Origin of the sequence: Limosilactobacillus galli (genome assembly GCF_947381495.1) — a bacterium.
In the GTDB taxonomy this organism is placed as follows: domain Bacteria; phylum Bacillota; class Bacilli; order Lactobacillales; family Lactobacillaceae; genus Limosilactobacillus; species Limosilactobacillus galli.
The window spans coordinates 20,171-34,351 of sequence record NZ_CANCWK010000016.1 but is presented as its reverse complement, the minus strand read 5'-3'; the positions used below and the strand labels follow the sequence as shown (position 1 = coordinate 34,351).

The 14,181-nt window shown below is 54.6% G+C and carries 14 protein-coding genes and 2 tRNA genes; 9 read left to right on the top strand and 7 right to left on the bottom strand.

Annotated features, from left to right (window positions below; translation table 11 throughout):
• Positions 1-161 precede the first annotated feature (161 nt).
• Entirely contained in the window at positions 162-1,040 is an 879-nt protein-coding gene (locus QOS10_RS04920; RefSeq protein WP_283594145.1) for a PPK2 family polyphosphate kinase, read from the top strand.
• Between the two features lie 45 nt (positions 1,041-1,085).
• Here the strand turns inward: QOS10_RS04920 and phoU are convergent, their stop codons facing one another.
• The 5 genes from phoU to QOS10_RS04895 are packed head-to-tail and all read right to left on the bottom strand — an operon-like array spanning position 1,086 to position 5,218.
• Positions 1,086-1,787: a phosphate signaling complex protein PhoU gene (phoU, locus tag QOS10_RS04915; RefSeq protein WP_283594144.1), complete on the bottom strand. Its 702-nt coding sequence runs from the start codon at positions 1,785-1,787 to the stop codon at positions 1,086-1,088.
• 9 nt (positions 1,788-1,796) lie between these two features.
• Positions 1,797-2,552 carry a phosphate ABC transporter ATP-binding protein PstB gene (gene pstB / locus QOS10_RS04910; RefSeq protein ID WP_283594143.1) on the bottom strand — a complete coding sequence of 252 codons (756 nt, stop codon included), beginning with the start codon at positions 2,550-2,552 and terminating at the stop codon, positions 1,797-1,799.
• A gap of 11 nt (positions 2,553-2,563) precedes the next feature.
• A complete protein-coding gene (pstA, locus tag QOS10_RS04905; RefSeq protein ID WP_283594141.1) occupies positions 2,564-3,445 on the bottom strand; it encodes a phosphate ABC transporter permease PstA in 882 nt (293 codons plus the stop codon).
• The gene (gene pstC, locus QOS10_RS04900; RefSeq protein ID WP_283594140.1) at positions 3,445-4,344 is read right to left on the bottom strand and encodes a phosphate ABC transporter permease subunit PstC; all 900 of its coding nucleotides are present in this window, start codon (positions 4,342-4,344) and stop codon (positions 3,445-3,447) included. Before pstC ends, pstA begins: the two co-directional genes overlap by 1 nt.
• A gap of 4 nt (positions 4,345-4,348) precedes the next feature.
• A complete protein-coding gene (locus QOS10_RS04895) occupies positions 4,349-5,218 on the bottom strand; it encodes a phosphate ABC transporter substrate-binding protein (protein WP_283594138.1) in 870 nt (289 codons plus the stop codon).
• Positions 5,219-5,334: 116 nt separating this feature from the next.
• Between QOS10_RS04895 and QOS10_RS04890 the strand changes: the two genes are divergently transcribed.
• The gene (locus tag QOS10_RS04890) at positions 5,335-6,048 is read left to right on the top strand and encodes a winged helix-turn-helix domain-containing protein (protein ID WP_283594137.1); all 714 of its coding nucleotides are present in this window, start codon (positions 5,335-5,337) and stop codon (positions 6,046-6,048) included.
• A 109-nt stretch (positions 6,049-6,157) separates the two neighbouring features.
• On the opposite strand, the gene QOS10_RS04885 is transcribed toward QOS10_RS04890, so the two are convergent.
• Both QOS10_RS04885 and QOS10_RS04880 read right to left on the bottom strand, forming a co-directional pair.
• Positions 6,158-6,230: transfer RNA gene (locus QOS10_RS04885), tRNA-Lys, on the bottom strand.
• Between the two features lie 154 nt (positions 6,231-6,384).
• Positions 6,385-6,457, bottom strand: a tRNA-Lys gene (locus tag QOS10_RS04880).
• Positions 6,458-6,622: 165 nt separating this feature from the next.
• On the opposite strand from QOS10_RS04880, the gene yycF reads away from it, so the two are divergent.
• From yycF to QOS10_RS04845, 7 genes are all read left to right on the top strand, one after another.
• Positions 6,623-7,330: a response regulator YycF gene (yycF, locus tag QOS10_RS04875; protein WP_283594136.1), complete on the top strand. Its 708-nt coding sequence runs from the start codon at positions 6,623-6,625 to the stop codon at positions 7,328-7,330.
• Positions 7,331-7,343: 13 nt separating this feature from the next.
• Positions 7,344-9,215, top strand: a complete 1,872-nt coding sequence (gene walK, locus QOS10_RS04870; protein WP_283594135.1) for a cell wall metabolism sensor histidine kinase WalK — start codon at positions 7,344-7,346, stop codon at positions 9,213-9,215.
• Positions 9,193-10,488, top strand: a complete 1,296-nt coding sequence (locus tag QOS10_RS04865; protein ID WP_283594133.1) for a YycH family regulatory protein — start codon at positions 9,193-9,195, stop codon at positions 10,486-10,488. Before walK ends, QOS10_RS04865 begins: the two co-directional genes overlap by 23 nt.
• Before the next feature lie 12 nt (positions 10,489-10,500).
• Positions 10,501-11,340 carry a two-component system regulatory protein YycI gene (locus tag QOS10_RS04860; protein WP_283594131.1) on the top strand — a complete coding sequence of 280 codons (840 nt, stop codon included), beginning with the start codon at positions 10,501-10,503 and terminating at the stop codon, positions 11,338-11,340.
• A 15-nt stretch (positions 11,341-11,355) separates the two neighbouring features.
• On the top strand, positions 11,356-12,162 hold the full coding sequence (locus tag QOS10_RS04855) for an MBL fold metallo-hydrolase (protein ID WP_283594129.1): 807 nt from the start codon (positions 11,356-11,358) through the stop codon (positions 12,160-12,162).
• A gap of 81 nt (positions 12,163-12,243) precedes the next feature.
• Positions 12,244-13,533 carry a S1C family serine protease gene (locus QOS10_RS04850; protein WP_283594126.1) on the top strand — a complete coding sequence of 430 codons (1,290 nt, stop codon included), beginning with the start codon at positions 12,244-12,246 and terminating at the stop codon, positions 13,531-13,533.
• A 91-nt stretch (positions 13,534-13,624) separates the two neighbouring features.
• Complete coding sequence (locus QOS10_RS04845; protein WP_283594124.1) at positions 13,625-14,122, top strand: phosphatidylglycerophosphatase A family protein; 498 nt, start codon at positions 13,625-13,627, stop codon at positions 14,120-14,122.
• Positions 14,123-14,181 lie beyond the last annotated feature (59 nt).

Below are 14,181 nucleotides of genomic sequence, written 5' to 3'. Positions count from 1 at the left end.
CGCCGTATACGGATCCGTACGTACGGTGGTGTGAGAGGTCGGTAATTGAAATAATCAATTACCTCCTACTCGATTAGCGTTATTTCCTGGGAAATGTCTTGCCTCCCTGACCGGGGATGATGATAAAATGGGACCTGTAAAGGCTAAGGGAGGTAAGAGTGATGGATACTAAACAGTACCGCTATACGAAAGATAACTTTAACATTAAGAAGGCTCCAACCTGGGTGGCGGACTCCGCCGACCAGCTCGACAAAATCAAGGACACGATTGATAAGAACGTGAAGCGGATCAAGGATGCCCAGAAGAAGATGTACGCCCGTCACCGTTACGGCGTGATTGTCGTCTTCCAGGCGATGGACGCCGCCGGCAAGGACAGCATGATCTCGCACATCTTCTCCGGCGTGAACCCGGTCGGCTTCAAGGTCGCTAACTTTAAGCAACCCACCTCAGTAGAGTTGCAGCATGACTACCTGTGGCGGATCAACAAGGCCCTGCCAGAACGGGGCTCAATCGGGGTATTTAACCGCTCCTACTATGAGGATGTCCTGGTTTCCCGGGTGCACCCGGAGCTGATCCTCAAGGCGCACCTGCCCGGGGTAACTACCCTGCTGGACGTCAATAAGGACTTCTTCGATGGCCGTTACGAGGATATCCGTGACTACGAAAAGTACCTTTCCCGCAACGGCTACATGATCCTGAAGTTCTTCCTCCACGTTTCCAAGGAAGAACAGAAGAACCGGTTCCTGTCCCGGATTGAGACGCCCCGGAAGAATTGGAAGTTCTCTGCGGCTGATATTCGTGAACGGCAGTACTGGGATAAGTATCAGTCAGCCTACGATAAGGCAATCAATGCTACCGCTACTAAGGAGAACCCGTGGTACGTCATTCCGGCCGATGATAAGTGGTATTCACGGCTGATTGTTTCGGACATCATCACCAAGCGGATTGAGAAGCTGCCGCTGGCTTACCCCGAGATGACCCCTGATCAGGAGGGCGAATTGGCCAAGGCCCACCAGATCCTATTAAATGAGAAAAACTGAGATACCAAAAAGGATCGCGTCGTTGCGCGATCCTTTTTTATGTTACTACTGTTCCTTTAGCTTGCGTTCGACCATCGTAGGGTCGGCCTTGCCCGGATTCAATTCCACCAGCTTTCCAGAGCCGATGTAGATGATCCACTCGGCGAGGTTGACGATGTGGTCACCCGACCGTTCGAGGTAGCGGATCACCGCCAGGTAGTCGCCGTAGGTCTTCACGTTGCCACCGGCCTTGGCCAGGGCTGTCAGGATGGCTTGCTGTTGCTGGACGTAGATCAGATCGACGCGCAGGTCTTCATTGGCGACCTCGTATGCCGCCTGTTCATTGGTCTGGGCGTAGGCGTCGAGGACCTTTTCCAGCATCTCGCGGACGATCATCATCATCTTTTCAATCTGCCCTTCGATTTGCTCGTTATGCTCCCTGTCGCTCAGGTTGATTGCGGCCCGGGCGATGTGGGTGGCGTAGTCCCCGAGTCGTTCGACATCGCTGCTGGCCTTCAGGATACTGATGATCTTGCGAAAGTCACTGGCGACCGGCTGCTGGAGGGCCATCAATTTGAGGGCCTCCTTCTCCAGGCTAACCTCCTCGTCGTTGATCTTGTTATCCGCGGTCAACACCTGGTTGGCGAGGACCGGATCATTCTCCGTGAAGGCCTTGGTGGCTTGGTAGATCTGCTCGCTGGCGTCGATTCCCATCTCCATGAAGTGGCCGCGAAGCCGTTTCAGTTCGTCGTTAAAAATAGCACCCATGTTTTCCTCCTAACCAAACTTGCCGCTCAGGTAGTCGGCGGTTTGCTGCTCGTGCGGGTTCATAAAAATCGTCGCGGTCTTATCGAATTCAATCAGGTGGCCCTGGTGCATGAAGGCGGTCCAGTCGGCCGACCGGGATGCCTGTTGCATGTTATGGGTCACCATGATAATCGTGAACTGCTCCTTTAATTGTACTAGGGTATCCTCAATCTGCGAAGTCGAAACTGGGTCGAGGGCGCTGGTCGGCTCGTCCATGAGAATGATCTCCGGCTGAACTGCTAGGGTGCGGGCGATACAGAGGCGCTGCTGCTGACCACCGGATAAGGCTAAAGCACTGGACTTGAGCTGGTCCTTCACCTCATCCCAGAGGGCAGCCTGGCGCAGGCTCTCCTCGGCCCGCTGGTCCAGTACTTGCCGGTTATTCTCACCGGCCAGGCGCAGGCCGTAGATCACGTTCTCGTAGATTGACATGGGGAAGGGGGTCGGCTGCTGGAAGACCATCCCGATCCGTTGCCTGACCCGGTAGACGTTGGTCTTGGGATCATTAATGTTGACGTCATGGAAGTTGATCTCCCCGGTTACGCGGGCGAGGTCGTCGTTCATGCGGTTGAGACTGCGCAGGACGGTTGATTTTCCCGACCCCGAGGCACCAATCAGGGCCGTGATCTGGTGCTGGGGGAACTTGAGGTTGACGTCGAAAACAACGTGCTTATCACCGTAAAAGACCTGGAGATCCTTTACTTCTAAGACTGTATTTATTGGCATTCTTTTACTCCTCACTTTGCTAGGCGGCGTTTGATCCGGTATCCGACATACCGGGCGATCAGGTTGAACAACAGGATGGTGATGATTAAGACGGCGGCGGATCCGTTCGAAACCGCCCGGGCATCGGGAACCAGGCCTTCACTGTTGACTTTCCAAATGTGGACCGCGAGCGTTTCCGCAGGGCGCATTGGGTTAAGGAAGCTGGTTGGGCTGAACGGGTTCCAATCGGTGTAGCTGATCGCCGGGGCGCTCTGGCCGGCGGTGTAGATCAGGGCGGCGGCTTCCCCGAAGATCCGGCCGGCACTCAGGATGGCCCCGGTGATGATTCCGGGCAGGGCGGCTGGCAGGACAATCTTGGTAGTCACCCGCCATTTGGCCATCCCCAGTCCCAATCCCGCCTGGCGCTGCAGGTACGGCACCTGACGGAGGGCGTCCTCGCAGCTACGGGTCAGGATGGGCAGGTTGAGGATGGTCAGTGCCAGGGCCCCGGCAAGCAGGGAGAAGTCCAGGCCAAACTTCAGGACAAAGACCAGGTAGCCGAACAAGCCGACCACCACGGAGGGCAGGGAACTCAGGACTTCAATCGCCAGCCGGAGCAGGCGGGTGCGCCGGTTATCCGGGGCGTACTCACTGAGGTAAATCGCCGCGCAGAGGGCGAGAGGGACGGAGACAAGCATGGTTAGAACCACGAGGTAGAGGGAGTTGAACAGCTGGTCGCGGATCCCCCCGCCGGCAGTGAATGACTCGGCCCCGCTGGTCAAGAAGTGCCAGGAAATGTGGGGGATGCCCTGGGCGAGAATGTAGCCCAGCAGGCTCAGGATAACCAGCCCCACGATCCCGGCCAGTCCCAGGAGGATTCCCGTGGCAATTTTATCAACGCGTTCAGGTGTCATTAGGCAGCTCCTTTCTTGCTTACCAGGTGAATCAGCAGGTTGAAGACCAGCGACATTATCAAGAGGATCAGGGCCAGGGACCAGAGAGCGTTGTTGTCCGCCGTTCCCATGACGGAATTACCGATCCCGGTCGTCAGGACACTGGTGAGGGTGGCTGAAGATTCAACCAGCCCCTTCGGCATGACGGCCGTGTTACCGATCACCATCTGAACGGCCAGCGCCTCACCGAACGCCCGGGCCATGCCGAAGACCGCGGCGGTCAGGATGCCGTCACGGGCACTGGGGACAATGACGTGGGAGATGGTTTGCCAGCGGGTGGCCCCCAGTCCGGCTGAGGCCTGCCGGTACTGCTTAGGAACGGCGTTGAGGCTGTCAACGGCCATCGAGGTCATGGTTGGCAGGATCATCAAGAAGAGGACCCCGGTCGCGGCGAGGATTCCGAAGCCGGTCCCGCCAAAAAGGTGTTGCAGTTCGGGGACAATGATGGTCAGCCCCAGGTACCCGTACACCACGGAGGGCACCCCGACGAGGAGCTCGATCAGGGGTTGAACCAGGCCGGTCATTTTCTGGGGCAGGATCTCGGTGATCGCCACCGCCACCACCAGGGCCAGGGGGAGGGCTACAATGCCGGCCAAGATGGTGACACTAAAGGAGGTTACGATCATCGGAAGGGCGCCGTAGTGCTGATGACCGGGTTGCCAGTCGGTCTGGGTAAGAAAGCGCCAGACGGACACTCCATTATCGGTAAACAGCGCGACCCCCTTAATGGTCAGGAAGATGAGGATAGCAACGACCAGGCCGCCGATTAGGATGATGGCCAGGGAGCTGATAATCCGGCCGGTCCATTCCTGATGACTCTCTGGTGATGGCTGGGTTAGTTGTTTTCGTAAATCGTCCATGGCCTTACTCCTTTCCCTGAATTCTTCCGGCGGCGTCTTTTTGTACCTGCATGTCGTGAATGTTGACGTAGTGCGCCTGCTTCACCAGAGTCTGCTGGACTTGCTTGGACTGCATATAGTCGATAAACTTTTGAGTGGCCTGAGTGGGCTTTTGCTGGGTATACATGTGCTCGTATGACCACAGCGGCCAGCGGTTGGTAGTAATGTTCTTGGCTGTAGCCGTTACCCCGGCGATCTTCAGGGATTGAACCTGCGGGCTGAGGTAGGCAGCTGAGATGTAGCTGATGGCGCCCGGGGTCCGGGCCACGATCTCCTTGACCGTCCCGTTGGAGTCTTGTTCCTGGGCGTTGACCGCGCGCCGGTTCTTTAAGACGACCTGCTCAAATGCCACCCGGGTACCGCTCCCGGCCGCTCGGTTGATCACGGTGATCGGCAGGTCGGGGCCGCCCAGCTGGCGCCAGTTGGTGACCTGGCCGGTATAGATCTGGCGAAGCCGGGTGAGGGAAAGGTCATGGATGCCCAGGTCGCGGTTGACGATGGGGACGATTCCCGAAACCGCCACGATGTGATCGCGAAGTTTTTGTTGATCAATGCCGCCTTTCTGCTCGGCAAAGATATCTGATGAGCCGATGTTGACGGCGCCGGCCTGAACCTGACTCAATCCGGTCCCCGACCCGCCGCCCTGGACGGTGATACTGGCCCGGGGGTTAACCGTCCGGTACTCCTTTGTGACGGCCTCCGTCAGCGGCTGGAGGGCACTGGAACCGACGATTGTTACTTTTGACAGTGGCGGCTGCTTTTTGGCAGCAATCCAGCCGATCCCCAGACCGACAATGATTGCTGCCGTGATGACGATTGTGATAATTCTCTTCATCGCGAATGCTCCCTAGTTGTTTTCATTAATTTCGTATGGTACAAATAGAGAATAGCAAGGGGCTGTAAATATTCAGTCTTCTTATTGTAAAAGTTGTGTAAACCTTGGAGGAAAAGATGACCGACCGATTTCTGCTAATGGGTCAAAACCCTGACTTGATCAACCGCTTGGACCGGCTTAGCAAGCGGGCTGCCTGGACGTTTGAACAGGTAACGACACCGACCGGCCTGGTGGTTGAATTGGAACACGAGCAGCCGGCAGGGGTCTGGTGGGATCTTGATGCATCCACCCTCGATACGGCAATTGCCACGATGACGCTGGTTCGTTCCCAGGTTCACGGTCCAATCACTGTCTTCGTTCCCCGGTTAACGGAACGGATTCAGCGCAAGTTGTACCAGGCGCGAGCTGATGACGTGATTGCTGTCCCGTTTGCAGAACGGGTCCTTAGAGCTTTGATCGAGCAGCGGCTCTGGCTCTACCAACACGTAAAGACTCAGGAGCCGGAAGCCCCAACCAATCTCGCCTCACCAGGAATGGTCGCAATTGGCCGCTGGCAGGTAGATTACCAGAACTACCAAGTTCTTAAGGATGGAGTCCAGGTTGAGCTGACCCCTAAGGAGTTTCAGCTGCTGTCGTACCTGATTGATCACCGCAACCAGGTTCTCAGCCGTGACCAGCTGGTTAACGGCGTTTGGGGATACGATATTCTCAATACGTCGCGCATTGTTGATATTCATATCAGCCACCTTCGTGACAAACTTGAGGATGACCCGCACCATCCGGTCCACTTGCTGACGGTCCGGGGGTTCGGCTATAAGCTGGCCGAATGATTAGCAAAAGAAAAAGGACCGCGACAAGCGTTGACCTGCCGCGGTCCTTAGTAATTTGAACTGAAAAAACAAAAAAGACCGGTGAAAAATCACCAGTCTTTTAACATAATGGGCAGTCAGGGGATCGAACCCTGGACCCACGGATTAAGAGTCCGTTGCTCTGCCAGCTGAGCTAACTGCCCATGTCATTGACAACGGTTATTATAATATCAACTTATGGCACTTTTTGCAAGCAGTTTTTCTAACTTTTTTGCAATTAATTTGAAATTGGGGCCCGCGGGGGCTGGAGGCACAAAAAAAGAGATTGAGAAGATCTCAATCTCTGTAAACCTCTGATGGGCAGTCAGGGGATCGAACCCTGGACCCACGGATTAAGAGTCCGTTGCTCTGCCAGCTGAGCTAACTGCCCATATCTTTTACCTCTCAACAAGGTACCTTATTAATTTACCACCACCGCCCCTAACTGTCAACACAAATTCGTCGAAAAATAACAAAAACTTCAGCTGTGCTATAATGGGGGCACGGTTATTAAGTTTTGATTAAGTAAACAATCACCCATGGAGGGGATTTTGAAATGGTAAAGAAGATACTAGTCGTAGATGACGAGAAACCAATTTCAGATATCATTAAATTTAATCTTGAGAAGGAAGGCTACGAGGTCGTAACCGCCTACGATGGCGAGGAGGCCCTGGAGAAGGTCGAAAGCGAGAATCCGGACCTGATCATCTTGGACCTAATGCTGCCGAAGATCGATGGCTTGGAGGTTGCCAAGCGGGTACGGGCCAAGCACACGATGCCAATCATCATGGTAACGGCCAAGGATTCCGAACTCGACAAGGTCTTGGGGCTCGAATTAGGCGCTGATGATTACGTCACCAAGCCGTTCTCGAACCGGGAACTGGTAGCCCGGGTTAAGGCCAACCTGCGCCGGCAAGCGACCCTGAAGGCCCCGGCGGAAGAAGATAAGAACACCGATATCAAGGTTGGGGACCTGACGATTCACCCGGAGGCCTACACGGTTACTAAGCGGGGCGAGAACATCAACCTGACTCACCGGGAGTTTGAACTGCTCCACTACCTGGCCCAGCACATCGGGCAGGTGATCAACCGGGAGCACCTCCTGCAGACCGTCTGGGGCTATGACTACTTCGGCGATGTACGGACCGTGGATGTAACGGTTCGGCGCCTGCGGGAAAAGATTGAAGACAACCCGAGCCACCCGCAATGGTTGATCACGCGGCGTGGTGTCGGCTACTATTTAGCAAATCCTGATCAGAATTAGAGGCTGAACAGTTGTGAACAGCAAGTTAAAATTTTATCAATCGATTCGCTTTAAAATCGCCCTCGTATTTGCATTGATGCTGATGCTGACGCTGGAATGCGTTGGGGCGGTTTTTGTGCGTCAATTGGAGCATCAAAACCTGAATACGTTCAAGCAGTCGATTGAGCTGCCATCCTATGTTGACAACTCCTTGAGCGAACAACTAGCCCGCTCGGACACCCATAAGGCCAACCGCCAGATCCGGCAGATCTTGTCTGAGGTTAACAACAATAATATCTCGGAGATTCGGGTAATCGACAACAAGGGGATCATCCGGGGAACCAGTGATTCCGATAACCGGGGGGTAATCGGGCAAAAGACTACCGACCAGGTCGTTAAGGCGACCCTGCTGAACAACCGGTCGCACTCGGAGAACGTCTACGACAACGGTAACCACAATCGCTACTATGTCAACGTGTTTCCGCTGGTTGATAACAGCAACAACAACGTCATCGGGGCGGTATACCTGCGGGCCAGCCTGGAGTCAGTCTATTCTAATATCAATAGCATTACCCTGATCTACCTTTCCGCGGCCCTGATCACGATTGCCATTGGGCTCTTCCTGGCGATTCTTATTTCCCAGGAAATAACCCGGCCGATCGAAGAGATGCGCAAGCAGGCCCTCCGGATTGCCCGGGGAGACTTCTCCGGCCAGGTCCGGGTCATGGGCAATGATGAGCTGGGGCAGCTGGCCGGGGCCGTGAACAACCTGTCTGTTCGGGTCGAAGAAGCCCAGGCATCGACGGATTCGGAGCGGCGACGGTTGGACAGTGTCCTCTCCCACATGTCCGATGGGGTGCTGGCGACTGACCGCCGCGGCAACGTGACGATCGTCAACAGCATGGCCCTGCAGTTGCTGGGTGTGGACCACGAGGACGACCTGATCGGCAAGTCAATCATCGACGTGCTCGACATTCGGCATGACTATACGGTTCGTCAGCTCGTCAACTCCGATCAGCGAGAAATGATTATCGATATGTCAAACGACGGCAACAACCTGATCCTGAATGCCTACTTCTCGCCAATTCAGCGGGAATCCGGCTTCGTCAGCGGGCTGGTCTGTGTCCTTCACGACGTAACGAGTCAGCAGAAGGAGGAACGGGAGCGCAAGCAGTTCGTCTCCAACGTTTCCCACGAGCTGCGGACTCCGCTGACCAGTGTACACAGCTATGTTGAGGCTCTGAGCGACGGAGCCTGGAAGGACAAGGAGGTTGCCCCGAAGTTCTTAAATGTCATTCAGGGCGAAACTGACCGGATGATTCGAATGATCAACGACCTGCTGAGTCTTTCGCGGATGGATGCGGGAACCACGAAGCTGAACCTTGAATACGTCAACATCAAGGAGCTCCTCAACTACATCCTGAACCGCTTTGACATGATCATTAAGAATGAGGAAGAGGACTCCAGCAAGAAGAAGTACAAGATTGAGCGCCACTTCACCAAGAAGGACCTGTGGGTAGAGATTGATACTGATAAGTTCACCCAGGTGATCGATAACATCATGAACAACGCGATTAAGTACTCACCGGACGGGGGGATCATCACGGTTCGCCTGCTGGAGACTCACAACCACGTCATCATGAGTATTTCCGACCAGGGACTGGGGATTCCGCGCAAGGACCTTGGCCGGATCTTTGACCGCTTCTTCCGGGTTGATAAGGCCCGGAGCCGGAAGCAGGGCGGAACCGGTCTTGGTCTAGCAATTTCCAAGGAGGTCATCAACATGCTTGGCGGCCAGATCTGGGTTGATAGTGTCGAAGGCCACGGTTCGACCTTCTATATCTCACTGCCGTACGTACCATATGAAGAGGAGGATGACTGGGATGATCAAGAAGCTGAGAAGTAATTGGCTGACGATTGCCCTGACCCTGGTGGTCCTGTTCAGCTTGGTCCTGTCAGGAATTATCTGGACAGATCCTTTTCAGTATGAGCGGCCCCACCGCGAGACCACCAGTACCCAGTCGCAGCAGTTTACCACCCAATCGATGGGGGATGTCTACCTGCCGACAACCATCGTGCGGACCAATAATGACGGCAAGCAGGTCCTGCTCTACAGTCAGCGGGCCAACCTGGTCAACAACGTTAAGAAAAATCTGCGGGACTGGAAGATGGGCCGGACGAGTGAGGTTAAGACCAATAACAGTGATGTCTACCTGAGCTACCTGCGCAACCGGCATTCACTGATGCTGAACTACCCGGATAGTGTCTCGAGCGATGTCTTCAACGAGACCTTTGGCCAGTCCATCGATACGAACCGGGTCAAGGGAATCAACCACATCGTCATTCCGCTTGATGGGGGCCGTGAGATCTATCTGTTGCGGGATTACCACTACAGTGTCTACCGGGTTCAGATCAGCCAGGGCGACTTTGCTAAGCTCCCCAAGAGCGGCCGGCACGTTCAGCCTATCCCGGTTGACTACAAGATCATCAAGGGCCACGCGATGATGATGTACCCTGATTCATTTAGGCTGCCTAAGCTGGCATATCAGATCAGCAATCAGCGGATCAATAACCTCAGCACTAACCTGTTGAGCACCAACCAGCATACCAGCGTGACCTCGCATGATGATGGCGGCAAGACGATCTATACGGATGGCACCAACCGGCACCTGGTTTATGATCACGCGACCGGCACGGTGGACTACGAAAATGACATTGGCCATTCTAACGTCGTGACGACCAGCCAGCTGTACGTACACTTCTACAACACCTTAGTGAAGACCGGGATGCCGCTGGATAACATCCGCTTCGATCAAGCTAAGGACCATCACCGGACCTTTATCTACCGGACCTATGTCGAAGGTTTCCCGATCATCAACACGGACGGCTACGGCGGGGCCAAGCTCCAGGCCACCCAGAGCGGGATTGAACGCTACTGGCTGAGTCTGTACACAATTCAGGTGCCGCTGCCGCTCAGTGGCGAGACGGTCAAGCTGCCGTCGACTACTACCGTTATCAACGAGCTGCACGCCAGCAGCCGGTTCAAGGATATTACCGATCTGCGGGTTGGCTATCTCTGGAAGAACAGTCGGCCGGAGGATAAGGTCGTCAAAATCGCACCAACCTATTTTGTGAAATACCATAATCACTGGGTTGACTACACGGAGTTGCTGAAGTAAGGGGGGATAAGGATGAATTTCAAACGAATTCAATGGATATTTCTTTTTGCCTTCCTCATCTTTGACCTTGTTGTTGCCGGAAGCCTATTTTTCCAGAATCGTTTTACAATTTCTAGCAGTGCGCCTAACCGCCAGGAAGTTATCCTAAAGGAGATGCGCTCAGATGCCATCACCAGTGTTGACCTGTCCAACCATGCCCAGAGCGGCTACTACATTGCGGGGACCCGCTCCGGGGAGAGCGGCGAGCTGGGCCAGCAGGCTGCCAAGCTGCGTGATCAGAGCTATCACTTTAATTCTGGCGAACTCGCCAGCGACCTGGAAACGGGGGTTAAGATTGACCTGAAGCATCCGGAGAAACGGCTGAACCGCTTGGTGGGCGATAATCGTTCGATTGCCCTCGGGAGTCATTACCGGTATTCACCGCAGCTGTCTGACCGCCACACGGTTGTCTATGCGCAACAGCTGGCGGGCCGGGCGTTGAACTCACCAGATGGGCAGATTCGGTTTCGGGTCAATAATAACAGTGAGGTCTTGGGATACACCCAGACTTACCTGGAAAATACGCGAATCCTGCGTCCCGAGGCGACGACCATCAGCCAGCAGCATGCAGTAACGTGGTTGTACAAGCACAACCTGATTCCCAATAATTCCCAGGTGCGGTGGGCTAAGTTGGCCTATACCAAGCTTCTGAACACCGGCAGCCATAATCAGGCGGTCTACATACCGACCTGGATCATTGAGGTTCGTACCAAGAACGACGACACCGTTCAACAGCTCCGGGTCAACGCCTTTAACAGCACGATTATGCGGAGTACGCCTGGCAGTGTTAACACCAGTTCATTAGGAAAATAAGGAGAGCAATCTGACGTGAGTGAAAAGGATTTTTTGCGATACAGTATTTTGGCCAGTGGAAGCACTGGGAACGTGACCTATCTGGAAACCGCCCATCACCGGATCCTGATTGATGCCGGGTTGAGCGGGAAGCGAATTGAGAATCTGATGAACAAGATCGACCGGTCGCTGAAAGATGTCGAGGCGATCTTTGTGACCCACGAGCACGGCGACCACAGTCACGGGGTCGGGGTCCTGGCGCGGCGTTACGGGATGGATGTCTACGCTAATGAAGGGACCTGGCAGGCCATGGCTAAGCGGGTCGGCAAGATTCCCCTGGAGCAGAAACACGTCCTGGCGCCAAACAAGGTTGCCGACTTGGGGGACATGGAAATCGAGAGCTTCGCGGTCTCCCATGATGCCGCCGAACCGCAGTTTTACCAGGTTCACCATGACAACAAGACCTTCTGCATTCTGACGGATACCGGCTATGTCTCTGACCGGGTGGCTGGAACAATCCGGAATGCGGATGCCTACCTGATGGAATGCAACCACGACACGGAGATGCTCAGGATGGGCCCTTACTCCTGGCCGCTGAAGCAGCGGATTCTGGGTGACGAGGGCCACCTCTCCAATGAGGAGGGGGCAGATGCTCTGATGGATGTCATCGGTCCCCGGACCAAGGAGATTTTCCTGGGCCACCGGAGCCAGCACAACAATATGCGTTCGCTGGCCCACCTGACCGTTGCTAGTATGATGGAGCAGCACGATTTCGGGGTGGACCACGACTTTAAGCTGGCCGATGCTGAGCCGGCAACCCCGAGTCAACTAATAACGTTATAAATCACCGAAACTAAAGACTTACTTCATTGATTCTTCACAATTAACCGGTATGGTGAAGAAAAAGGATACGGAGGGATAATAATGGATAATAATAACCAACGGTCGCCAAGACGGACCAACCGTTTCTGGCTGAAAGTTGCTGGAGTCGGCTTGGTTGCCGGGCTGATTGGGGGCGGTGTTGCCGTTGGTGTTGGCGGCGCTGTTCAGCACCATGAGAATGTCACCAGCACCCGGGTCCCGAGCGGCTCCAATAAGTCAGGCGGTACCAAGGTCAACAAGAACAAGGCGGACCTGAATGGTGCCGCTACTAAGGCATATGATTCCGTCCAGGGAGCGGTAGTCAGTGTCATCAATAAGCAGGAGGTCCAGCAGAACAGCGGCATGGGGATCTTCGGCCTCTACGCTAACGGGGGCGACAGCAGTTCGTCGAATTCCAGCAATAGCGGCAAGCTCCAGACGGCCAGCGAGGGCTCTGGGGTGATTTACAAGAAGGACGGTCGGACCGCCTACATTGTTACCAACAACCACGTGGTTAAGGGTTCCAACGCCCTGCAGGTAATTTTAAGCAACGGCAAGAAGGTCGACGCCCAACTCGTCGGGACGGACTCCGCCACCGACCTGGCTGTCCTGAAGATCAATGCGGCTAATGTCACCACCGTGGCCCAGTTCGGTAACTCCAATTCGATTGCGGCTGGTCAGGATGTCCTGGCCATCGGTTCGCCAATGGGCAGCGAATACGCCAACACCGTGACGAAGGGGATTGTTTCCGCCAAGAACCGGACGCTGAAGGCGGGGACTGATGGTACACTGACCTCAGTTATCCAGACCGATGCGGCCATCAACTCCGGAAACTCCGGTGGTCCGCTGATCAACATGGCTGGTCAGGTGATTGGGATCAATTCGATGAAGCTCTCCTCGGATAATGAGGGTTCCTCAATCGAGGGGATGGGCTTTGCGATCCCAAGTAACGAAGTCGTTTCGATCATCAACCAGCTGATCAAGAACGGGAAGATCGATCGGCCCACATTAGGAATTGGCATGGTCGACCTGAGCAACGTCACTACCGACCAGCAGCAGTCCGTCCTCAAGCTGCCAAGCAATGTCAACAAGGGCGTTGTCGTCATGCAGGTCGAGAGCGGCTCAGCGGCTGACAGCGCGGGGGTGAAGCAGTATGACGTGATCACCCAGCTCGGCGACACGAAGGTAACGAATGCGAATACCCTGAGGGCAGCTCTGTACAAGTACAAGGTCGGCGATAGTGCCAAGGTGACTTACTACCGGAACGGTAAGCAGCAGACCAGCACTGTTCACCTGACGAAGGCATCCAGTGGTGACAATAATCAGTCATCGCAGCAGGATGACGGTCAATAAAGAAAGTAAAAGGATTGCGATCGCACGGGTCGCAATCCTTTTTTTCATGCTAAAATGCAACTAATGACTAAGACAGGGGGATTTATTGATAATGAACAATCGAAACTTCAAGTATCCAGACACCCGGGCATATAACTTTGTCGTTAATCGCCTGCATGAACGCGGGGTTGAACTGGAAGACCTCGTTGACGTGATCTACCAGACCCAGAAGGAATTTGAGCCGGCCCTGACGGTGGAGCGTTGCCGCGAATACCTGACCGACACCATGCACAAGCGGGAGCTGCTGAACAACGCCATGGCGATGCTGGAGCTCGACCGACTGACGGAGGCCGGCGAGGTGGCTGAACCGCTCTCCAGTATCATTAAGAATGATGCCGGGGTCTTCGGCGTGGATGAGACCCTGGCCCTGCAAATCGCCAACATCTATGGAACGATCGGGACGACGAACTTCGGCTACTTCGACCGGGTCAAGAAGGGGATCATGTCCAAGTTTGACCAGGATGGCCGGCACGTTAACACCTTTATTGATGACCTGCTGGCAGCGATTGTGGCAGCGGCCTGTGGTAAGATTGCTCATAAATATGCCTAGTTCAAAGTGAAAAATAAGGGAATAGCCGAACAATTTATTAATCATTTAGAATAAAGTTT